Source organism: Marinomonas mediterranea MMB-1, from assembly GCF_000192865.1.
GTDB classification, from domain to species: domain Bacteria; phylum Pseudomonadota; class Gammaproteobacteria; order Pseudomonadales; family Marinomonadaceae; genus Marinomonas; species Marinomonas mediterranea.
The window spans coordinates 2,875,400-2,898,711 of the sequence record NC_015276.1 but is presented as its reverse complement, the minus strand read 5'-3'; the positions used below and the strand labels follow the sequence as shown (position 1 = coordinate 2,898,711).

The following is a 23,312-nucleotide window of genomic DNA, read 5'->3' as shown; positions in this document are numbered from 1 at the left end:
TCCTTAGCGTCGGAATAGAGGGCGACGGAATAGGAATATCCGAACAGAGAGCATAAGCGCTGGAACGAGGTAGATGAAACATAAAAACAGCGTCTCCCTGATCAGATACCCTCCCGCACTAAATTCAAATACCAAACCGATACCTTTTGAAAGCAACAAACTGACCAAAATTAAGTCTGTTAGTCGAATGCTAATTGATAGGGAGTTCTTACAAAAATATCGATACAAGAGACAAGCTAAATAGCCGATAAAAAGCACCCCATTTGTCAGGATCACGCCATGTGGGATCGCCATTAACAGTAACTTGGAGACAAAGATAAGGCAGAAGAAGCTAGTAAGGTGTAGAAAAAGAAGGGTAGTCATTCCCCACAATTCGATAAAGTTTGCTAGCCTAAATTCCTCGATCGTTGATTCGAGAGTTGAGGATAGACGCCACAATGCATATACGCTTGGAAAACTGAACAATACACACAGAATAGTATATGTCTCGCCGTCCAACTGACTAGCATGTCGTTCGATTATACTTTCCCAAACAATGCATAGGTTGCTAAACAAGAAGACTATTCCTACTGCCCGTAAAAGCACCTTAGACTGAATGAATTTCGGGATAGGTCTATTAAATGCGTAGAGATATAAACCATATAATGCTCCCGGAAGTAGAATGCTGCTTATATAATCGAAAAGGGAATAATCAAAAAGAATATAGCCCAAAATAATGTGATTTGGCGTAACGCTAATTGGTGTGGTAAATGCTGTCCAAACCGCTTGGCAAACGACCGAAATCTGAACGAAAAGCAACACTTTCCACCCAAATTTGGGAGATATAACAGAGATCATGTTCCATCCTTAGTAATCATGCTCGCATCCGTGCGCACAAGCGAAATGGGATGCTAACAAAGCTACGCAATCGAATAAAGCCCTAAATTCAGATCGTAAGTAAGGTTAATAGGGGCAGATGCAAGGCTCGACTCTATTCTTTATCTGACCCCAATTTCCACCCCGCTTAATACTGGCGGTCTTTTAATACGAGAACATTAAAGCCTTTGAGAGACGAGTTATCTAAGTATTTTGAGAAGTAGGTAATGAAGTCTTCGTCTATAACGTGTTTGTGTGTTTGGCTGGCGTGTCTAAGATACAGGCGGTTGCCTTTTCGAATTGCAATGGATTGATGGGAAACGTTCATGTTGGTACCAATCCATTTTTTAATGTTCCAATTTGGACGAACCATGCTGATAACGCTGCCGGACGGGATTCTATCTAGGATGCGATGGTTAATCGAGTTGCCATTTACATCTTTGCTTTCGCCTTCTTTTGATTTGCTCTCTTTTAACTTGTCTTCTTTTAGATAGATCGCTGAAAGGGGAACGTATGCAATGGTACTGTTCTCTGGTTGAAAGTGTCGTCCTTCTTGTTGAAGTTGGGCCAGGCGCTGCTTACATGAAAGCGAGTGTTCGCTTTCGCATTTTAGACGGTTTGCTTTCATGTTTTTGTACCAAGAAGGTTTGTCTATCGTAGCTTGAGCGAGTTGGACATCGTCGGGGGCAACTAGGTGAGTAATGTCTGTGAGTTTATCTTGGTTGTTTGGAATCCAATCTAAGCTTGGGAAATGGTTTCGATAAATAAACTCGACTTGTCCGTTTTTGTAGCGAAGTTGCTTTAGGTTCTTCTCAAACGTCGCTTTTGACTGTGACATAGCGCCAGCTACAACGGCTTCTACATAGGTTGTGCAATCAAACACATCGAAGCGTATGAGAGGGTCTGTATCATATACACCATGAGCGCCTTCACCTAGGCTGCCATCTTCATATTTTGCGCCCAATAAGGTTTCGCTTATGGCTTCGATCCTTTTCGCTCTGTGGCTATTGTCGCCTTGTTGCATTGGTTCTTTGTGATTTACCATCGAGAAAAATGGTTCTTCGTACGGTGTTTGTTGAGCAAAGACTTGCAACGACAATAGCACTAAAGACAGTAGCGCTGAAAAAGTAACGAGGGTGTTGGCTTTTGAAAAGTGCGTGATGCTAAACATGATCTGATTTTCTTTCCCTTGTTGTAAGTCGACGGCTGCGATTCCATCTCAAGATTGACCCTTTTAGAGTGAGTGTGCACGAACAATTGTCACACTGTTAATGTAAGCATGGAGTACAAGAGTAAAGAAAGCGAAAGAAATTAATACTAGATTCGAAAAGGTATTTCGTAATAAGGTAACGTTATACGTCCGGTTTACTGGGATAGAACTCTGTTATGCGAAAGAGGTTACGTTGAAGAAGTATCGTGTTTTTAAGTGGCTAATCAGCTTTTTAATCGTATTTGCTGAAGGGACATTTGCCATGGATACGGGGCTGGCTTTGACGAGAGAAGAAAGTGAGTTTCTTATGCAAAATCGGTCCTTTTCGGTTTACGTGGAGCGAAACTTTGCTCCCTTCTCCTTTTGGGATGGCGTACAGCTAAGCGGCTATTCTGTCGATTTTGCCAACCTCATTGCACAACGACTTGGGGTGTCATTTCACTATAAAACAGAGGCGACAAACTGGAAGTCGGCAGTTGATAAATTTAAAGAGGGAAAAATCGACATCATCGCGCAGATGACGTCGTCCTCTGACCGAAAAAGCTATGCGCTTTTCTCTCAGCCATATATGAGTCACTATCATTCGATCGTGGTGCCTAAAGAAAAACGCGCTGAACTAAATTCACTCGAAAAACTAAAAGGCAAGGTGGTTGGGGTTATCAATGGCTACGCGGTGCAATCAGAGCTTAGCGAACATTACCCGGAAATTGGCTTGCGTTTGTTTGAGGATAATAAGCAACTGGTTGAAGCGGTTATGCTAGGGCGTGTTGACGCCTCCATCGCCACGCATCAAGTGGTGCAACGCAGTATCACGTCTAATTTCATTACTGATATTGTGAGTATTCCAATATTGGATAATATTTATTTCCCCATCGTTCAGGAATCATTTGGCATCCAAAAAAGTGAGCGATTATTGGCCTCTGCAATTGGTAAAGCCATTGATTCTCTTAGTGTCGAACAAGCCAAATTACAAGTGAAGTGGTTTGGCGACTCAGTGCCCAAATACGTTGCGCTAACGGAATCGGAGAGTAACTTTCTCAATGCATTTGGGCCTATAAAATATTGCATTGACCCTAAATGGAAACCGCTTGATTTTGAAAACAGTTTAGGGGAACCAGATGGCCTATCAGCCGACGTTTTAGCACTGTTTATGCAACGCAGCTCTATTCGGTTTCGATATGTACCGACAGCGAGTTGGGCTGATTCCGTTAAAGCGTTAAAAGAGCGGCAGTGTGACGTCTTAGCAATGGCCGCTCAAGCTAAAGAGCGAGATGCCTTTATGACGCTTAGTACGCCATATGCGAATTTTCCAGTTGTGGTCGCGACGCAAATACACCAACCTTTTGTGAGTCGAGTCGACGATATTTTGGATAAAACATTTTCAGTAGTACGAAGCTATTCCATCGTTTCTTCGCTGCGTCATAAATACCCAAATATAAAACTGATAGAAGTCGATAAGGCCTTAAATGGGCTCAAAATGGTGGCATCGGGTGAGGTATATGGTTACCTTGATTCGGTCGCCTCGATTAGTCACGTGGTCGAAGAACATGAGATGGCTGGCATCAAGGTGTCGGCGAAAATGGATGAAACTTTTTCCTTGGGTTTGGGAGTTCGAAACGACTACCCAGATCTGATTTCGATAATTAATAAGCACGTTGAGAGTATTGAACCCACGATTATGCAGTCGTTAATCAGTAAAAGAGTTGCGATTCGATATGACATCAGTACGGATTACAGTTTGATTTGGAAAGTACTTTTTGTTGTGGTCGTTTTTGCGTTATTTGTCATATTCAGATATCGCGAACTGGCAAAAATGAATAAAAAAATTCAACTGGCCTACGACGAAATGCATGCTGCGAAACAAGAATTAGAGCTTCTGGTAAGCCAGGATTATTTAACTGGACTGTTTAACCGGAAGAAGCTCGATGAGCTTATGGCACGTGAGTGCATTGAATCAAAGCATTATGGCCGCCCTTTAGGCGTAATTATGATCGACATCGATCATTTTAAAGACGTCAATGACACCTATGGACACAGTGTTGGTGATGACGTTATTGGTTGTATTGCAAGGCTTTTAAAGCAGCATGCCAGACCGTCCGATAAAGTGGGTCGTTGGGGTGGAGAAGAGTTTATGGTGTTGTGTCCGAATACCCCTCCTGACGAGTTGATTGCGTTTGCAGAAATGATTAGAGCACAGGTTTCTTCCTATGACATCACGATCGTCGGTACGAAAACCATCAGCCTTGGCCTTGCTGTTCTTGAGCCTTTTGAAACTGTTGTTGAACTTCATAAACGTGCGGATAACGCGTTGTATGTCGCCAAAAATAATGGACGAAATCGAGTCGAGTTCCTTGAACCAAGTGCTTGCTTAGCGGAACAGGGCATTGAGCCATGTTAACGGGCTAGTTCCTAGCGAATTGTTCCGACTCACTAGCTTTAGACTCGCTAGCTTTAAGCAATCAGTTAGAAGGGCATTTCGATATTATGGCCTTTCTATTGTGTTGACGTAAAAGATGAATTTCTAACGTCAACACAGCCCCTAATATGATCCATGAGCCAACGATAATGGCGTTCCAACCGCCGTAGTGCCAAAATGGATCAAGATAGAACCCACCCAAGCTCGCCCCCAAATAATAGAACACTAAATACAATGAAGATGCGCTTGCTTTTGCTTTGTCTGCATTACGGCTTACGAAGGCGCTGCACGTTGAATGGCAAACAAAAAAGCCAAAGCTGTTGGTGAGTAAGCCTAAAATGATTGCTAGAAGCGAATCCCCAAGAGTCACTAAAGAGCCAATTATAAAGATCGACGTCCCCATAATCATAATACTAGGTTGCGTGAACCGAGTGGCTAGTTTGCCTGACAGTGCCGAGCCTAATGTACCCGCTAAATAGGTCAAAAATAGAAGCCCAACATATTTTGCACTCAGACTATAGGGTGCTTGTTCTAATACGAACGTAATATAGCTGTATTGATTTATGAAAATGAAAAAGCTGAAGCCACCGATTAGATAGCAGGTTAGAAGCCGTCGGTTTTTGAGGTGTGCGGCGATGTCGCCTTTGATGGACTTAACATTGAGTGTTTTTGGCTGAAAATGCTTGGATGGCGGGAGCAAATAGAACACGCAGAGTAAGCAAACAGCACTGATGACGCTCATTAAGCCAAACGTCGCAAAAGGCCCAATCCATTCTCCAAAGAAACCACCGATGAGCCGGCCACCAATCCCTCCGATTGAATTGCCGCTAATATATAATCCAACCGCGATAAGTAAGGCGTCGGGCGCGTATTCATCACTAAGGTAGGCGACTGCTATGGCGGGTAAGCCTGCTAAAAAGAAGCCTTGTATCCCTCGTAATGCCAATAACATTTCATAGTTTGCCACAAAGGATAAGCAAAACGTTGTAAGCGTGGTGCCAAGGAGTGTTAGCAGCATAAGCCCTCGGCGTCCTAACGCATCAGAGAGAGGGCCGTAGATGAGCAAAGACAGGCCAAGTGTAAACGTGGTGATGGTAAAGCTACCACTGGCTTGAAGGGGGCTGATTGAGAAGGCATTAGCAAGCATAGGCAGTAACGGCTGAGTAACGTAAACGTTAGCAAACACCATAAAAGAGCCTATGACTAGTGCGAACGTACCGCGCCAGAATACGGGGCTGTTGGTTTGGATCACAGTGCTTTCCTTAATGTGTCTTGATTAATGCATAGCGCCACTATACTCTGGGCAAACGGATCATTAAAATATATTCAAGTTATCAAAATAATAAGAGTTACTGATGGATATAAAACAGCTTAGATACTTTGTTGCGATAGCAGAGCTTGCGAGCTTTACAAAAGCGGCGGAACAACTCGGTGTGGCACAACCTGCTGTTAGTATGGCGATTAAGAAACTAGAGACGGATTTAGGGTTAACTCTAATACACAGAGCGGATCGTAATATCAGCCTTACTGACGAAGGCAATAGGCTTCTTCTTCACGCTCGAAAAATAGTTCAGTCCACAGACGATGCTTTATTAGAAATGCAAGAGCTGAAAGGATTCGAACGAGGTGAGGTTCGGGTCGGTATTCCTAGTATGTTGGGGTCTTATTATTTTCCTCCTATTTTAATGGCATTTCGGAATCGCTTTCCAGATATATCGCTTAAGGTTATCGAAGGTGGCACTTGGCAGCTACAAAAAATGTTGGAAAATGGGGAGCTTGATTTAGGCGTGATTGTTGCAGAATCACTGCCTGAATCCTTAGAGACACAGCGATTGCTTCAACAGGAAATGAAAGTTGTGGTGGCGACTGATCATTTGTTTAGTAAAAAGGAATATGTCACGCCGGCAGAGTTTTTTAAAGAAGAGTTGGTCATGTTCAAAGAGGGCTACTTTCACCGCCGAATTATCGACAAACTTGCGGAGGAGGCGGGCGTAAAGGCCAATATTGGGTTTGAAACAAACCTAATACCGCTTATTAAATCCATTACAGAGCAAGGGTTCGGGATTTCGACCATGCTTTCAATGGTGATCAGTGATGAAGACCAACTGATTACGCGCTCATTTGAACCCAGTATTTGGTTAGACCTAACGATAGCATGGCGTAAAGACAGCTACTTATCTAAGGCCAATCAAGCATTTTTGGAATTTGTATGTGAACAAGGACGAGACATATAACACGGCCAAGTTTAAAACTCGCTCACAAAGACGTGTAACTGTTTAAATTGCTTCTCATCTCTTCTATTGTTGTTGAAGTCGTCGATGCGAAATCCAGCGCGCCTAAATAGGTGTTCGATTGGACGAGCGAAATCGACTGATTTAGATCGACGCCTAGTGTCTCTAGCACAAATGCACGCACCTCAAGTGGGTCGAGTGTCGTGAATGAGCCATCCGGTTTTGTATAAACCCGAGTGTTGCTGTCGGACTGTAACGCAGATGCGTAGCTTTTTCCTATGTGACTGATACTACCTGCGCCACCCACTAATAAGCCTATTTGATGATCTCCATGATCCCAGCCATTCGAATTGTTGATATAGTAATTTCGGCCAAAATCTCCACGCAATAATATAACAATCGGTTTTCCTTGATCCTCTATTTGGTTGTTTGCGGCGACTAATGCCGCTGTTAGATTTGACATTTTAGGGCGATAATTATTAAAAGCATTGCTGTGCATATCCCAGCCTCCAAAGGGGATCGACGCATAAACGGTACTGTCACTGGCTTGAATGTAGGACAACACGGAGAGAATTTCGAGACCGATGTCTGATTCATATGTGTTTGCATATTGATCGCGAATCGTTTGCGCGCTGTTTAGAGAGCTGGCTGCCAATTGCAGCGCTTGATGCTCACTACTGCCTAGATTGGAATAGAGGCTGGTGATCGTGTCTGCTAAGTCACCTTTATCGAAAGGGTTTGTTAATTCTCCATCCGTAGAGATGTAGCCAGTCTTGCGCCCCACAAGGGACTTTCCACCACTTCCTATCGCGATAAGTTGCGTGCCTGACGGTAAGTTTTCTGCCTGACCAAGTACGTTATAATCCTGACAAAAACCATGTGCTTTCGAGTTATGCCAAGGCATGATTGAGAACAACGATAAACGGTTTGCAGAAAGCAAGGTTTCTAAGTTCTCTCCTCCAGATTCTTCCCAAAATCCGTTGTCTGTAAGCGTGATTCCGCTGTATCCACTAATGCCTTGGCTCTGAATAAATTCAGCTTCGGCGATGGCTGAGGAGGCGCCACCATACAAAAAGATTTCGACGACAGACACGTTATCTGTACTTAATTTGGAAAACACGTTTGACGATATTAACGGTAGAGAAGCGCCCAAACTGGCTGATTTTAATAAGCTGCGTCTAGATATGTTCATTATGAAGCGACTCCGTGCTCATACAGTGCGTAATTCATTGCGGCGATACGAAGCGCCGTATTAATTTTATCGCTATCAGAAGTTTGCTGGGCAATTAAATCTTCAAATTGAGTCGGGTACGTATGATCTTCTCTCCATAGAATGCGATGTGCATTTTGAAGAAGAGCGGTGCTATTCTCAACGTTTCGTGCGAGCTCTAAATATATCGCTTGAGAATATCCATAATTCCACTGCGATGAGAAGCTGCCAGCTTCATTGGTGTAAATCCTCTCTAACAGGCTGGATATATTACCAATGTTCAATGCATTCCAAGTGGCTTGGCTGCGCTCAAGTTTTGACAGCATAGGGCGAGTGCCAATTTGATCCATTAAGTTCAAAAACACTGTGAAATCATTGCGTCTTACCTGATAATTTCCTGATTTTAAGGCAGGGAACAGTACTTCTTCTGGGAACTTTGTTCGTGTCACTGATGCCATATTTTCATGGAACAATGCCACTAAGTAGACTTCTCTAAATGTTGTTGCATTGATCTGCTGAAGCTGTCCAATTACCTCGCGGTCTTCATAGCCATACAGCTGCTTGACGATGTGAGTGTAGACATGCGGTAAAAAATCGTCGTGATTTACAACAAATTGATAGAGTTCGCCGGGAGTGGTTAATAGTTCGCCTAAAATTTCCTGTGCCTCTGTGTTGACTTCAAGGCTCTTCTCAAGGCTACCAGTGCTCTCATTAAAGGAATAATTTTTGAGGATCTGCGCTGCTTTAGGAACCAAATCATCCTGAAAAAGCCCGAGATAAATTTCTAAGACCTCTCGACCATTATCTTCGGGGCTACGAAAGCGTGCCCAAAACATCTCTGACAAGAAATATTCGTAAACATAGTCTTTTATCGATGTGTCGTTTGCAACGGCTTCTCGGATGTCGTGGAGGTGGGAAATCACTAAACTGTCTGACACCGTCGCAAGTTCACTCCCGACCGCGAGAACAAACGTATTGGATAGCTGATATGTAATCCAGTTATCGAAGAATTCTTTACTAAGAGGGTTGCCGTGACCTAAATGGATCATTAAATAGATGATTGGATTATCTGTTCTTTCATAGCGTTCTAAGTATGGCTCAAGGTCATAATAAAATGCGCTATCACTCGTCGAAAAATGGGTTAGTGCGGCTGAGTAATCGAATAATGCTTCGTTATTGGGTAAATAGAGTGCGACTGCGCCTTGTCGGCTTAGCAGTTGATTGGAATTTGGTGTTGAAGAATTGTCCGTTGAGCTGTCAGTGTCGCTTGATTTCTCTTCAGAATCGCCACCACCACAAGCTTGAAGTGCTACTGCCGCCCCTGTTATGAATGCTCGCTTCTTAATATCCATAAAGCAGTGCCCAAGAAATAATCAGTTTCGTCTATTCTCCTAAAAAAAGAACAAAGATTAAATCATTTTTTACATTAAAATTACATTTTGAAGGGGGTCGATTATATAACGACGCATATGTTTATATTTTCATAATCTATATTTATTAAAGCGTATATATTCATAGACTATTATAATGCATTAGTTATTGGCTTTTGTAAATCATATGTTTTTGGTGCATATTAATGTCTTGATGAAATAACTTTAAAGGTCCGCTATGAATCCTTTTTTACAACTTGATTCGCTTCTTGACACTCAAAAAAAGGCTTTCTTAGCTCAACCCAATGAACCTTTGTCGATCCGGTTAAATAACCTTAATCAGCTTAAGCACTCAATATATGAAAACCATAATGCATTAATTGAAGCTGTTGATACCGATTTTGGTGGGCGTTCCACAGATGAAACGAATATAGCAGAAATACAGGTGTGCATTGATGCGATTAAGTATGTATCTAAACACCTCAAGAAATGGATGAGACCGTCTTTACGAAAGGTTGGCATTGTTTATTGGCCAGCGATAAATAAAGTGGAGTATCAGCCTTTGGGCGTTGTTGGGATCATGTCTCCTTGGAATTACCCCATTCAACTGGCACTTGTGCCATTAATCTATGCATTAGCTTCAGGTAATCGCGCCATCATAAAACCGTCAGAACTGACGCCCGAGACCAACAAAGTATTGCAGCATATTGTCGAAAAAGCATTTCCGCCTGAACACGTTGCCCTTGTTGAGGGTGACGCTGATTTCGCTGCTTATTTTTCTTCAATGGCTTGGGATCATCTTATATTCACTGGATCAACCAGTGTGGGTAAGAAGGTTATGGAAGCGGCGTCGAAGAATTTAACTCCGGTTACACTTGAGCTAGGGGGAAAGTCCCCTGCATTAGTATGTGAAGATTTCAATATTAGAAAAGCGGCGCAAAGAATTTGCTTCGGAAAGTGCGTTAACAGCGGTCAGACATGTGTCGCACCTGATTATGCGCTGGTTCCCAAAGAACAGGTAAATTGCTTTTTAGAAGAACTCGAGCACGCCTTTCAAGACATGTATCCCTCTGTTGTAGACAATCAAGACTATACATCGATCATTTCAGAAGAACACAAAGCTCGTCTTGAAAAGATGATTGAAGATGTGAAATTACAAGGTGCGAATGTCATACAGCTTAATCCGGCCAATGAAGACTTTTCAAAGACGAAAAAACTGTCATTACATTTAGTCAGCGAAATAGAGGGTGCGCCAGATTTAATGCAAGAGGAGATATTTGGGCCTATCTTGCCTATCATCGCATACGATACATTAGCCGACGCACTGGATTTTATAAATGATCGACCTAGTCCGTTAGCCCTGTATTGTTTTAGCGATGATAAGGTGGCTCAACGCGCCGTGTTAGATAAAACACATTCTGGTGGCGTGTGTATTAATGATACTTTGTTTCACTTGATTCAAGACGATTTGCCGTTTGGTGGTGTAGGAGAGTCGGGAATGGGGCAATACCACGGACCAGAAGGTTTTTTGAGTTTATCGAAGGCTAAGCCGATCCATATAAAAGGTAAATTTTATACTGGACACTTGTTTTATCCGCCTTTAAATACAACGCTTAAAAAAATGCTTAAGAAGATATTTTTCTAATGCTTCCCTGCATTTATTTGGGGCCAATCGAACCGATATTCAGGGTCTTGTATAGTAGCTTAGTCTGAAAGGGTTCTCAGTGTTTCCAGTAGCCAAGCGACCTCTTTTTCGTCTTTTAAACAAGAGGTCATCTCTTTTTCATGATCCATGACTCGTTTGCTCGCTGTTTTGAAAAAGTCATTTCCTGTTTGAGTCATATACAATGCATATGAGCGACGGTCTGATTTTGAAGGTCGGCGTTCAATGATTTTCATTTTTTCAAGCTTATCTACCGCTGCGACCATGGCGGATCTGTCATTGCCTAAGGCTTGAGCGATTGCGGTTTGTGTTCTTCCAGGGTTGCTCTCCACAAGAGCGATCACTGCGAATAAACCAGGGCTAATGCCTAAATCCGAGAAGACTTCGCTAAAGGTAGCGAAGAAGTTCATTTGTGCTCTTCTTAGACGGTATCCGACGACCTTATCGAGTAGACCGTAATCAATTTTGTTATCTGCATCTTTGTTTTCGGGTGACATAGCATTCCTTAGAAATAGTTCGTAATCGATTGTTATTTTTTAGGTTAATAGCATCTACTTGCAATGACGATATTTTTATTTAGGGGTTTTATAGATTACGTAAGGGTGTGATTGTAATACAAATTGCAATTAACATGAAAACTGACTTCCTTTTCAGCGTATATCAGAAGAATTGTTCAGAGATTATTTGGCTCTTAATAGATTATCTGGACTAAATTCAGGGTTAGCTTATTTTAATTCTGGTCGATTCAACAGCGGGAAGCATCGCATCAAAAATTGAGCGTTTGCTTCCCGCTACATTGTTTTTACAATCAAGCAATCAGATGGACGAGGCCAAGTGTAATGCTTGGGAATAAGATCAGAAGAGCGACCCTAACCACATCAGAGATAAGGAAGGGTACGACACCTTTGAAACACTCTTTCAGTTTAAGATCTTTATCAAATGATTTGATGATAAAGACATTCATACCGACTGGCGGGGTTATCAATCCAACCTCTACAACGATCAAAGCCAGTATGCCGAACCAAATGCCGAGATCTTCTACAGGTATTCCAAAATCCATCGATATAATCATAGGGAAGTAGATCGGAATCGTCAGTAGAATCATTGCAAGGCTGTCTAGAAAACACCCCATTACCAAGTACGTGAGCAGCATTAACACCAAAATAGTGTAAGGAGACAATCCAGAGTTAGAGATAAGCTCAACACCCATGTCAGGCAGTTTAGACAACGCAATAAATACGCTGAAGAGGTCGGCACCCAACACGATAAAGAAAATCATGGCAGAGGAAACCGCTGTGCGCGTTAGACATTCCAAAAGTCCGTCCGTACGCATTTTACCGTGAGTTATTGCAAGCAATGCTGTAAGAATTACGCCTACCGCAGCGGCTTCTGTTGGGGTAAATAATCCAAAGTAAATTCCTCCAAGTACGACTAAGAAAATCCCTGTGATGTGCCAGACATCTTTTGTGGATTTTAGCTTTTGCATGAAGGTTGTTTTTTCACCGCGAGGCCCAGAATCTGGGTAAATACGTACGTACACAGCGATTGCAACAATGTATCCAAATGCCGCTAAAAAACCTGGAATGAATGCAGCGATGAACATTTTTGCAATATTTTGTTCGGTTAAAACGGCAAAAATGATCAATACCATAGACGGCGGAATTAAAATACCTAATGTCCCACCAGCAGCCAATGCCCCAGCAGCTAAGCTGCCTGAGTATTTAAGGCGTTTCATTTCGGGTAAGGCAACTTTACCCATGGTTGAAGCGGTCGCCAAGGAGGAGCCACAGATTGCTCCGAAAGCCGCGCATCCCGCTACGGCCGCCATTGCTATACCACCGCGTTGACGTCCGATCCACGTATTACATGTTTTGAAAAGCTCTGCGGTAATGCCGGAGCGTGTCGCCAGCTCTCCCATTAGGAGAAACAGAGGAACAACCGACAGATCATAACCTGAAAACTTCGAAACCGGTGATGTTCCTAAGTATTCCATGAGGGCAGGTGTGCCGCCAATAAAAGAATAACCAATGGCACCACACACCATCATGGAGACAGCGATTGGGATCCGTATGCTCATAAGAACAAGCAGTAAGCCCATCATGACAAACGCTAATTCAATGTTAGTCATTGTGTTTACCTCCTAGAACCGCCGCCGTTAAATTGTATAAACCACATACGCTGCAAAGCGACATGGATATGACCCCTGCGACGTACATCCACCAAGCGGGTAATTCTAAAATCATAGATTGCTCAAAATATTCATTTGCCTCTATGCCACTGAGAGCTAATCGATAGGCAAAAACAATGGAAAATACCGTAAAAAGAAGATCGCCAATGGAATCTAAAAAGCGAATAGTTTTGTCTGTGCAATGAGCCGTAAAGAGGTCGACGACGATGTGTCCACGTCGCACATAACACAATGGTAGAAAGAAAAAGACCGCAATAGCTAACCCCATCTCAGTGATTTCATAATCGCCTTCCACTGATTGGCCAATCGTTGTTCTACCCACGATACTTATAACCGTGACAGCGGCAATGCTAAAAATAACGAGTCCGCCCATGAGCGCAAAAACATACGCGAGCTTTCCTAAAGGGGTTTTACTTACATCAGCAGTAAATAGAGTCATCGTACAGCACCTGATCATTTGCCCATGTTTATTTAAAACGCATCAAACCTGATGGCGCTTTATATAACACTGAGCACTAGTCATATCTTAAATTATTTAAAATAAACGTTTAGCAATGGTTCGTTGAAGCTGTCGAACGACAGGTCGTCGTCCGACAGAATAGGTGGCTTTTTACAGAAGTGCCAGTAAACGAGAGTTAGAAGTTCTCATACTTTTTGATCAGTGTTTTTGCTTTTTCAAGTAGACGTTCTGCGTCGTATCCGTCATCGTTCATGTCTTCAATCCACTTCTCGGTAACGGGTGCAAGCGTCTCTTTCCAACGATCGTATTCCGCTCCTTCGATTGTGCTGAACGTATTGCCACGATCGACTGCATCTTTGCGTGCACCGATTTCGTATGCATCAAATGCATCACCGATAAAGCCTGCTAGTGGTACACCTGAGTTTTGGTCGATCACTTTCTTAAGATCGTCCGGTAGGCTGTTGTAGGCTTTCTTGTTCATTGAGAATATGAAGAACTGAGTATAGAACCCGCGATCACCTTTGAACTCTGTATGATGTGGTGCAAGTTCATGGATTTTAAGAGGTTTAACAACTTCAAATGGTAACGCTGTTACATCAATTACCCCTTTAGATAAGGCACTTGGCATTGATGGAACAGGCATAAAGACCGTATTTGCACCAAGGATACCCAATGCGCCGGCCATCATTTTGTTTGGCGCTCTTACTTTTAGGCCGTCCAAATCTTCCATTGTTTTGATGTCTTTCTCACGAGAATGGAAAGAGCCCGGGAAGTGCGTATGAAGAGCCAATACGTGAACATCTTTCAGTTCATCTTGCATTTCAGTCTCTGCGTATTCTTGCAGAGCCATACTTGTGATTCGTGCAGAAAGAGGCACGAATGGCAGCTCAAATGCGGTTGCTTTTGGGAAACGGCCTGGCGTGTATCCACCAACCGTCCAAGTAATGTCTGCAATCCCTTTACGAGCTTGGTCAAATAGCTGTGGTGGCTTACCGCCTAATTGCATCGCTGGGTAAAGCTCGATGTCGATTCGACCATCGGATTGCTTTTCGATTTTCTCAGCCCATGGCTTTAGGAAATTAGCTTGTGCGTTAGACATAGGAGGAAGCATGTGATGAAGCTTGAATGTATATTCAGCTTCTGCGAATGCCTGTGCCGGGAGTAATGCACTTGTTGATAAAACTGTACCAGCTAAAAGAGCCAGAGCGTTTGCTTTCAACTTTTTCATCGATAACCACCTTAGGATTGTTTTTGTTTTAATTAGTGTTCTTGTGCGTAACAAATGAACTGTTTTACGGCATCAACACAAAACGGTTCAAGATTATCTATATTTTTGACACAGCCCTAGCTTATTTGCAATGAACTCTACGCTTAATTTTTCGCCGACGGTATTCAAAAAATGCAAACACAGCCAAAAATGTTTGTTTTTATAATAGTTGTGTTATACAACTAAAAGAGTGGTTTTTACCCTTGCAAATAAATAGAAAAAATCAATGAGGGATTGTAATGAGCAAGATAATTTCTTTGGAAAAAGCGGCGGAACTCATCCCCGATAACGCCTCCGTCGCTTGGTCAACTATTGGTATGTCTTTCTTTGCTGAAGCGGTCGCAAAGTCAGTTGAACAACGCTTTTTGGAAACAGGACATCCACAAAATCTTACATTAATTCACGATTGCGGTTGTGGTGATGGTAAAGGAAAGGGGATGTCTCACCTTGCTTATGAAGGCCTTGTTAAGCGACTTATCTCCGGACATACAGGTCAAGCGCCCAAAATGGCGAACATGATATCAGAAGATGAGATAGAGGCTTACCTTCTCCCTCAGGGCGTTCTGACAACCATGTGGCGTCAGATCGCCGGAAATAAACCGGGTGTTATTACGAAAATCGGTATGGGAACGTACGTCGATCCACTGGTTAGCGGCGGAAAGGTAACCTCCCTTGCGAAAGAAGATTTGGTCAAGCGAATCTCAATCGAAGAGGAAGAGTGGCTATTGTACAAAACCTTCCCACTCGATGTGGTTGTGATTCGTGCAACGACAGCGGACGAAGACGGCAATTTGTCTGTAGAAGAAGAAGCGATGTTGGCTGAAATTTTACCGATGGCTCAGGCGGTCAAGAACAGAGGCGGCATTGTCATTGCGCAAGTTAAGTTCATTGCTGAGCGTCATTCTATCCACCCGAAAGAAGTGAAAGTTCCGGGCGTACTGGTGGATTACATCACAGTGGCACCGGAAGAAGATCACATGCAAACCATCGGAACAACTTACAACCCCGGCTTAGCGGGTAATTCTCGTGTTCCTTTAAATGCTATTCCTCCCATGCCTTTCAGCGATAGGAAAGTCATTGCTCGCCGCGCTGCGATGGAGCTTGAATCAAATGTCATGGTGAACTTGGGAATAGGGATGCCAGATGGAGTTGCCAGTGTCGCAGCGGAAGAGCAAGTCACTCGACACTTTACGCTAACAACCGAGCTTGGCACGTACGGTGGCATTCCTGCGTCAGGTCCTGATTTCGGAGCGGCGTGGAACGCAGATGCCATCATTGAACACGAAGCCCAATTCGATTTTTATGATGGCGGTGGTCTTGATATCGCATTTTTAGGATTGGCTCAGGCTGATCAGTTAGGCAACTTAAATGTCAGTAAATTTGGTCCTAAAGTCGTCGGCCCCGGCGGTTTTATCAATATCTCTCAAAGTGCCAAAAAAGTGGTCTTTTGCGGAACGCTAGAGAACGGAGCCAAATTGTCGTTTGAAAACGGCCAAGCGAAGGTGATTCAAGAAGGAAAAGTTAAGAAGTTTGTCCAATCTGTCGACCATATAACCTTTAGTGGCGCGGTCGCTCAAGCAAATAAAAAACCTGTTTTATTTATTACCGAACGGTGTGTTTTAGAGTTAAGAGAAGAAGGCATGGTGTTGACAGAGATTGCACCGGGATTGGATTTGGAGCGTGATGTATTAAGTGCTATGGCGTTCACTCCTATTATTGCTGAAGACCTGAAAACCATGCCTGAAGAAATCTTTCAGGAGAGTTGGGGCGGTCTTGAAAAATACATTATTGGGTAGACCGCAATTATCAAGGTGATTAACAAAATGAGCCGTTGTCCTATGTGCGGCTCAAGCTTAAAGAATTAGAATAAGAGGCAAGCAAGATGGCTTTTTCGAATGTAGAAATTCCTTATGGTGCGTACTGGTCTACGCCCTTTACAAAATGGCAGGGCTCTCTTCAGCACCTGCACTCTATGAAGTTTGCCGCTCACGTTGCAAAACAAGAATTAGCGAAGCGTGCTATTGATCCGGAAATTTTTGATTCGGGTGTATTGGGTATCACGATAAATCAATACCAGTCTTTTAACGGTGCGCCATGGCCACTTCATGAACTCGGTGCAACACGAACACCAGGCCATGCCATAAATCAGGTTTGTGCAACTGGAGCAAGAGTTCTGTTTGCCGGAGCGACAGAAGTCGATTGTGGACTAAGTGACGTGTCATTAATTATGACTGCGGATCGTTGCTCAAATGGGCCTAATATTTACTATCCAAACCCTAGAGGCATTGGAGGGCAGGGTAAAACTGAGGATCAAGTCTTCTACAACATGATGAACGACTGCGTTGGTGGGCATTCCATGTTGCAAACGGGTGAAAACGTTGCGAAGCAATTTGATATCACTCGTGAAGAGCTGGATGACGTTACGGTACGTCGTTATGAGCAATATCAAGATGCGCTAAAAGACGATCAAGCGTTTCAGAAGCGTTTTATGACGTTGCCTATGTCGGTTCCAACGCCTAATTTTAAGAAAGAAGACACGGTTCTCACTGGCGATGAAGGTGTTTTCCCAACCACGCTTGAAGGGCTGCAAAAACTCAAACCTATTATGGAAGGCGGTGTGGTGACCTACGGGAACCAAACCCATCCAGCTGACGGTAACGCAGCTGTCATTATGTGCCGTTCTGAAAGAGCACAAGAATTGGCCACGCGACCAGAAATTAAAGTTGAACTGATTGGTTTTGGCCAAGCTCGCGATAAATTGGCACACATGCCTGCCGCACCTATAGAAGCGTCAAAACGTGCATTAGCAATGGCGGGCATCGAAATGAAGGATGTAAAAGCCATCAAAACGCACAACCCGTTTGCGGTCAATGATGTTGCGCTAGCAAAAGCATTCTCAATTGATGTGATGGAAATGAATAACTTTGGTTGTTCGCTTATTTGGGGGCATCCTCAAGGCCCAACCGGTATGCGCGCGATCATCGAATTGATCGAGGAATTAGTGCTTAAAGGTGGTGGTTATGGACTGTTTACAGGTTGTGCCGCAGGCGACACTGGAATGGCAACGGTTGTACGAGTTTCGGACCGTTAATCGCATTCAAAGAATAATAATACAGAGGTATCTATGAGCGAATACAAATTTATTAATTTCACTGTAGACAACGGTGTCGGTCACCTTGAGTTAAATCGACCAGAAAAGAAAAATGCGATTAACGACAGCTTATGTTTAGAAATAGAGCATGCTTTTATCAACCTTCCTGATGACGTCAGCGTAATTGTTTTTTCTGGCAGTGGTCCAGAGTTTTGTTCGGGACTGGATCTTGCGGAACATAAAGCACGTGAGCCGTTTGAAGTCGTTAAGCATTCTAATATGTGGCATCGCGTATTTGGACACATTACAAACTCTGGTATTCCGGTTGTTGCGGCGATGCACGGTGCTGTTATAGGTGGCGGATTGGAGCTGGCGATTACGGCACATGTTCGTGTAACAGACGAAACTACGTTTTATCGTTTGCCAGAAGGTAAGCACGGTATCTTTGTTGGTGGCGGCGCATCGGTCAATGTTGCGAAAGTCATTGGCACAAGTCGAATGACAGAAATGATGCTAACGGGCCGAAACGTCGATGCCCAAGAAGGCTATCGTATCGGACTTGGCCACTATGTTGTTGAAAAGGGTCAAGCATTACAAAAAGCCTTTGAAATCGCACAAGGCATTGCAAAAAATTCAAAGTACTCCAATTGGGCTATGACAACAGGGCTGCGTAATATTGAAAGCATGGCGGCAGATCAAGGGTTATATACGGAATCATTGCTGTGCGGTATTACTCAAACGAGCGAAGAAGTTAAAGCGAGAATAGACGCCTTTCTGAATCGTAAAAAGTCCTAACCCATTCTCAGAAGGAGATTATTATGCAAGTTAAAGGTAATCATTTTGTTGTAACAGGATCCGCATCAGGAATAGGGGAAGCGGTTGCTCGTCGTCTGCACTCACTCGGGGCTTCCGTGAGCCTTGCTGATGTAAATGAAGAAGGGCTAAAGAGAGTCGCGCAGAGCCTAGGTGAAAGAGTGTCGTATGCAGTGACGGATATTTCCAACGAAGAGTCAGTACAAGCAAGCTTGGATGCGGCGGAAAATGCATTTGGTTCAATATACGGTGTTGTAAACTGCGCAGGTATCCCAGGTGCGGAGCGCGTGGTTGGTCGTGAAGGGCCACATCGTTTTGAGACATTTGAAAGAGCGATTCGCGTCAACCTTATGGGTACGTTCAACATGATTCGCTTAGCGGCGAATAAAATGCAGGCGAATGAGCCATTGGATACGACCGAGCGCGGTGTGATTATCAATACGGCTTCTGTGGCGGCGTATGATGGGCAAATCGGCCAAGCCGCGTATGCCGCATCAAAAGGTGGCGTGGTCTCTATGACGCTGCCTATTGCAAGAGAGCTGGCCCGTTTTGGTATTCGTGTAATGACGATTGCCCCTGGCATTTTCAAAACACCTATGATGGACGTATTGCCAGAAGAGGTTCAAAAATCACTTGGAGAGGCAGTACCATTTCCTCCGCGCTTAGGTGACCCCGATGAGTTTGCGGGACTTGCTCAGCATATTATCGAGAATTGTATGCTGAATGGCGAAGTGATTCGTTTGGATGGCGCAATTCGTATGACCGCAAAATAATAAAATACGCGCCGAAGTTAAGAAAAAACCAATGTTAATAAGATGCAATTTGCGTGAATGAAACGCCTTTTGTGTCTTGTTAGCTCCAGAGAGAAGAAATAAAAGCCACATAAAAATAAGTACGTGGTTTGGGAGCAGAAAATGAACACAGGTTTTCATCCTCTAAATGTGGTAGCACACCCGATCAATGTCAGCCATCGTGAAGACGGGTCTCAGTTAGTTGAAAGTCAAATGCCCTTGGATAATTTTGCTCGGTGCTGGACGGACCGACTGGAATACTGGGCAGAGCAAACACCTGATACCGTGTTTGTCGCGCAGCGAAACGATCAAGGGGAGTGGGATAAGGTAACGTACCGACAAGCGGTGCAAAGAATTCGTAAGATTGCGTCATGGCTTATTAAGCAGCCTGTTAGCGTCGAGCGTCCAATCATTTTCTTATGCGGAAACAGTGTTGAGCATCTTATGCTGGCATTAGCCGGAATGTACGTCGGAATCGCTCATGCCCCTGTATCGCCTGCTTATTCATTGATTGCAACGGATTACTCGAAGCTTGAACACATCTTTGATTTATTAACGCCAGGGTTGGTTGTTGTCGATACTCTTGCGCCTTACGAGAAAGCAATCAAATCCGTTTGTAAGGATGTAAGTACGCCCGTGGCCGTCATTAATGGCGATGTAACACCTACCAGCATTCAAAATCCTACGTTCTCATTCTCAGAGTTTTGGGATACAGATATCGATCCTGCAATTGATCGTGAAAATCAGCGCGTTGACGGTGATACGGTTGCGAAAATCTTGTTCACCTCTGGCACCACAGGCATGCCGAAAGGGGTGATGAACACCGAACGAATGATTTGTGCCAATCAAGTGATGATCGGACAAGTAATGCGCTTTCTTACTGAGCAACCGCCTGTGATGGTGGATTGGCTTCCTTGGAACCATACTTTTGGCGGCAATCATAATGTTGGTATAGCACTTTATAATGGCGGCTCGCTTTATCTCGATGATGGTAAGCCGACCCCTAAAGATTTTGATAAAACGCTGAAGAACCTCGCAGAAATCGCACCTACGGTGTATTTCAACGTGCCAAAAGGGTTTGAGTTATTGGTAAAAACGCTGAAAGAAGATTCTGTACTGGCTGAAAAATTCTTTTCTCGTCTTCAGTTTACCTTTTTTGCTGCCGCTGGCTTAGCTCAACACATTTGGGATGATTTGGATAATCTTGCTATTCAATATACGGGCAAAAAGATTCCTATGTTAACGGGGCTTGGGTGTACAGAAACAGCACCGTCCGCTACGTTTGCCTCTGTTGAAGAGTCCGCTTCTGGTGTTATTGGCGTTCCGGCTCCGGGTGTTTCTTTAAAGCTGGTTCCTAATCAAGGAAAACTAGAGGCGCGTGTTAAAGCGGTGACCGTCATGCCGGGTTACTGGCGTATGCCAGACGTCAATGCTAAGGCATTTGATGACGAGGGTTACTATTGTTTAGGCGATGCATTTGCGTATTTAGACGCGGAACAACCGCAGCGAGGCTTCCGATTTGACGGTCGTGTATCAGAGAACTTCAAGCTAGACAGCGGTACATGGGTGAATGCTGGTGTTTTAAAAGCGAAGTTTATAGAAGCGTTTGCACCTTACGTTCAAGATATTGTCGTGTGCGGTACAAACCGAAGCTATATTACAGGGTTGGTATTCCCTGATGTTGCGCATTGCCGAGGTTTGGTTGCCGATGCTGAGGACTTAAGTGTCGACGCTTTGCTAAATTCGCCCGAGGTGATTAGCGCGTTCAAAGAGAAGCTTATCAAATTGGCCGAATCGAACACGGGAAGCTCGACGCTCATTAAGCGAATTCAGGTTCAAAGTACTCCGCCATCCATCGACGCGCACGAAGTAACGGATAAAGGTTCTCTTAACCAAACTGCAGTGCAAGTGAATCGGGCAGACAAGGTTGAGTTGATGTACCAAAACCCAGCGGATGCGACGGTTATTTCGCTAACATAAGGTGCAAATATTGTGTAATAAACAATAGTCTTTAATATTTTTGCTCTAAACAAAAAACGCAGCTAATAAGTTGCGTTTTTTGTTTAGAACGCTTAACTAGTTGAAATCAATTGGATTCTTGGTGCTTTCTTGACTCTATGCATATAAATGTAATTTATTGTAATTTGGTATGTAAATGGTTGTACCGTTTGTGTGATATTTGATGTCAATTACGATCAGGTTTGTGTATACCAGTACATCTAGTTTGCAATTGGCTTGTTAAAAGCTAAGTTGAACGTTACAAAAATATAAGATGATTCAATATCGTCTGCTTTTTCCTAAAACCAAATACTGGAGTTGAAGATGTTTGGGTCGAATAAGTTAAAAAGTGAAAACGCACAGTTAAAGGAAGAACTTTCTTCATTGCGTCAGATAGTGAAGAGCATGGACAGTGATTTAATCAGTTTAAAAGTGTCTGTCTCTGGCGTGATCGAAAAAGCGAACTCACTTTTTCTCTCTGAACTGGATTATTCCGAGAATGCGGTGTTAGGGAAGAAACTCATCGACCTTGTTCCTACTGATGCGAGAGGATCCGATCATTATCGATTGGCGTCGAAAGCACTGAATGAAGGTAAACATTGGGCCGGTGCAATGCAATTAATCGACGGCACGAACAAGCAGGCGTGGCTGCGATTTGTTGTTCAACCTGTTTGTTCTGCGTCAGGCGCGTTAGACCACTTTGTTGTTTACGGAAGTAATTTGACAAGAACGATTGAAGCGTCAATCGAACATGAAAATCTAATCAATGCACTCCAGAGGTCAACCGCGGAAATTGAGTTTGATTTAGACGGCAATTTTATTGATGCGAATGATCGTTTCTTGATGGCTATGGGCTACTCTAAGCAGCAACTTGAGGGTAAACATCACCGTATCTTCTGTTTTGCAGAAGAAGCGGAGTCTGCTGAATATCGAGACTTTTGGAAAAAACTTCGCCGTGGTGAATTCGTTGCAGGTCGATTTAAGCGAATCGACAGCCGTGGGGAAACCGTGTGGCTTGAAGCGTCTTACAACCCAATTTCCGATGCGCAGGGAAAACTGTATAAAGTGGTAAAATTCGCGACGCTTATCACGGATCAAGTGAATCAAGAATTAGCTATTAACAAAGCCGCTAGCATTGCTTATGACACTTCTCAAACAACCGATACCACGGCAGTTAAAGGATCCGAGATCATTAAGAACACCGTTGAGGTCATGGGTGGACTCTCTCATCAGATGACGATGGCCGCGACCGGGATTGCGGATCTTGATGATCAGTCACAAAAAGTAGGCGAGATTATCAAGAGTATTAGTGACATTGCGGAGCAGACCAACTTACTTGCATTGAATGCGGCCATTGAAGCGGCCCGTGCAGGTGAGCAAGGTCGAGGCTTTGCTGTCGTTGCTGATGAAGTTCGTCAATTAGCGTCTCGCACATCGAAAGCGACCGAAGAAATTGCGGACGTTGTCCAACGAAATCAAGAGCTTGCCACTAAGGCCGTAAATTTGGTCGAAGAAGGGCGTAAACAAGCAGAGCAAGGCTTAGAATACGCAAATGAGGCGGGCGAGGTTATTGTTGATATTCAACAAGGTGCTCGTGAAGTGGTTCAGGCGGTAGAACAGTTTGCTAGTCGTCTTAGCGACTAGATAACTAGATAACTAGATAAGGCCTGAATACGCCTTATGGTTTTAGCGGGTCTGGTGCATTGTATATTTGTACCAGACCCGTTTTAGTTATGCTGTCTTAGACGA

18 protein-coding genes are annotated in these 23,312 nt (G+C 43.6%); 9 read left to right on the top strand and 9 right to left on the bottom strand.

What is annotated here, in order from left to right; translation table 11 throughout:
• Window positions 1-3 precede the first annotated feature (3 nt).
• Entirely contained in the window at window positions 4-837 is an 834-nt protein-coding gene (locus MARME_RS13165) for a hypothetical protein (RefSeq protein ID WP_013661752.1), read from the bottom strand.
• A gap of 166 nt (window positions 838-1,003) precedes the next feature.
• Window positions 1,004-2,026, bottom strand: coding sequence for an N-acetylmuramoyl-L-alanine amidase-like domain-containing protein (locus MARME_RS13160; protein ID WP_013661751.1), 1,023 nt, complete (start codon window positions 2,024-2,026; stop codon window positions 1,004-1,006).
• 232 nt (window positions 2,027-2,258) lie between these two features.
• Here MARME_RS13160 and MARME_RS13155 point away from each other — a divergent pair, with 232 nt between their 5' ends.
• Window positions 2,259-4,463, top strand: coding sequence for a transporter substrate-binding domain-containing diguanylate cyclase (locus tag MARME_RS13155; RefSeq protein WP_013661750.1), 2,205 nt, complete (start codon window positions 2,259-2,261; stop codon window positions 4,461-4,463).
• Window positions 4,464-4,524: 61 nt separating this feature from the next.
• Here MARME_RS13155 and MARME_RS13150 read toward each other — a convergent pair whose 3' ends face one another.
• On the bottom strand, window positions 4,525-5,733 hold the full coding sequence (locus MARME_RS13150; RefSeq protein ID WP_013661749.1) for an MFS transporter: 1,209 nt from the start codon (window positions 5,731-5,733) through the stop codon (window positions 4,525-4,527).
• A gap of 103 nt (window positions 5,734-5,836) precedes the next feature.
• Here MARME_RS13150 and MARME_RS13145 point away from each other — a divergent pair, with 103 nt between their 5' ends.
• On the top strand, window positions 5,837-6,715 hold the full coding sequence (locus MARME_RS13145; protein WP_013661748.1) for a LysR family transcriptional regulator: 879 nt from the start codon (window positions 5,837-5,839) through the stop codon (window positions 6,713-6,715).
• A 22-nt stretch (window positions 6,716-6,737) separates the two neighbouring features.
• Here MARME_RS13145 and MARME_RS13140 read toward each other — a convergent pair whose 3' ends face one another.
• The gene (locus MARME_RS13140; protein ID WP_013661747.1) at window positions 6,738-7,904 is read right to left on the bottom strand and encodes a DUF1501 domain-containing protein; all 1,167 of its coding nucleotides are present in this window, start codon (window positions 7,902-7,904) and stop codon (window positions 6,738-6,740) included.
• Window positions 7,904-9,274 carry a hypothetical protein gene (locus tag MARME_RS13135; RefSeq protein WP_013661746.1) on the bottom strand — a complete coding sequence of 457 codons (1,371 nt, stop codon included), beginning with the start codon at window positions 9,272-9,274 and terminating at the stop codon, window positions 7,904-7,906. The genes MARME_RS13140 and MARME_RS13135 overlap by 1 nt, the downstream gene beginning before the upstream one ends.
• Before the next feature lie 256 nt (window positions 9,275-9,530).
• On the opposite strand from MARME_RS13135, the gene MARME_RS13130 reads away from it, so the two are divergent.
• A complete protein-coding gene (locus MARME_RS13130) occupies window positions 9,531-10,937 on the top strand; it encodes a coniferyl aldehyde dehydrogenase (RefSeq protein WP_013661745.1) in 1,407 nt (468 codons plus the stop codon).
• A gap of 59 nt (window positions 10,938-10,996) precedes the next feature.
• Here MARME_RS13130 and MARME_RS13125 read toward each other — a convergent pair whose 3' ends face one another.
• The 4 genes from MARME_RS13125 to MARME_RS13110 form a co-directional block, all read right to left on the bottom strand.
• Window positions 10,997-11,452: a MarR family winged helix-turn-helix transcriptional regulator gene (locus MARME_RS13125; protein ID WP_013661744.1), complete on the bottom strand. Its 456-nt coding sequence runs from the start codon at window positions 11,450-11,452 to the stop codon at window positions 10,997-10,999.
• A 311-nt stretch (window positions 11,453-11,763) separates the two neighbouring features.
• A complete protein-coding gene (locus tag MARME_RS13120) occupies window positions 11,764-13,083 on the bottom strand; it encodes a TRAP transporter large permease (protein ID WP_013661743.1) in 1,320 nt (439 codons plus the stop codon).
• On the bottom strand, window positions 13,076-13,582 hold the full coding sequence (locus MARME_RS13115) for a TRAP transporter small permease (RefSeq protein WP_013661742.1): 507 nt from the start codon (window positions 13,580-13,582) through the stop codon (window positions 13,076-13,078). Before MARME_RS13115 ends, MARME_RS13120 begins: the two co-directional genes overlap by 8 nt.
• Window positions 13,583-13,778: 196 nt before the next feature.
• Complete coding sequence (locus MARME_RS13110; protein WP_013661741.1) at window positions 13,779-14,831, bottom strand: TRAP transporter substrate-binding protein; 1,053 nt, start codon at window positions 14,829-14,831, stop codon at window positions 13,779-13,781.
• 278 nt (window positions 14,832-15,109) lie between these two features.
• Between MARME_RS13110 and MARME_RS13105 the strand changes: the two genes are divergently transcribed.
• The 6 genes from MARME_RS13105 (at window position 15,110) to MARME_RS13080 (ending at window position 23,207) form a co-directional block, all read left to right on the top strand.
• On the top strand, window positions 15,110-16,666 hold the full coding sequence (locus tag MARME_RS13105; RefSeq protein WP_013661740.1) for an acyl CoA:acetate/3-ketoacid CoA transferase: 1,557 nt from the start codon (window positions 15,110-15,112) through the stop codon (window positions 16,664-16,666).
• A gap of 86 nt (window positions 16,667-16,752) precedes the next feature.
• Window positions 16,753-17,961: a thiolase family protein gene (locus tag MARME_RS13100; protein WP_013661739.1), complete on the top strand. Its 1,209-nt coding sequence runs from the start codon at window positions 16,753-16,755 to the stop codon at window positions 17,959-17,961.
• A 33-nt stretch (window positions 17,962-17,994) separates the two neighbouring features.
• Window positions 17,995-18,756: a crotonase/enoyl-CoA hydratase family protein gene (locus tag MARME_RS13095; protein WP_013661738.1), complete on the top strand. Its 762-nt coding sequence runs from the start codon at window positions 17,995-17,997 to the stop codon at window positions 18,754-18,756.
• 23 nt (window positions 18,757-18,779) lie between these two features.
• Window positions 18,780-19,547, top strand: coding sequence for a 3-hydroxyacyl-CoA dehydrogenase (locus tag MARME_RS13090; protein ID WP_013661737.1), 768 nt, complete (start codon window positions 18,780-18,782; stop codon window positions 19,545-19,547).
• A gap of 141 nt (window positions 19,548-19,688) precedes the next feature.
• Complete coding sequence (locus MARME_RS13085) at window positions 19,689-21,545, top strand: feruloyl-CoA synthase (protein ID WP_013661736.1); 1,857 nt, start codon at window positions 19,689-19,691, stop codon at window positions 21,543-21,545.
• Window positions 21,546-21,887: 342 nt separating this feature from the next.
• Entirely contained in the window at window positions 21,888-23,207 is a 1,320-nt protein-coding gene (locus MARME_RS13080) for a methyl-accepting chemotaxis protein (RefSeq protein ID WP_013661735.1), read from the top strand.
• Window positions 23,208-23,312: the final 105 nt, after the last annotated feature.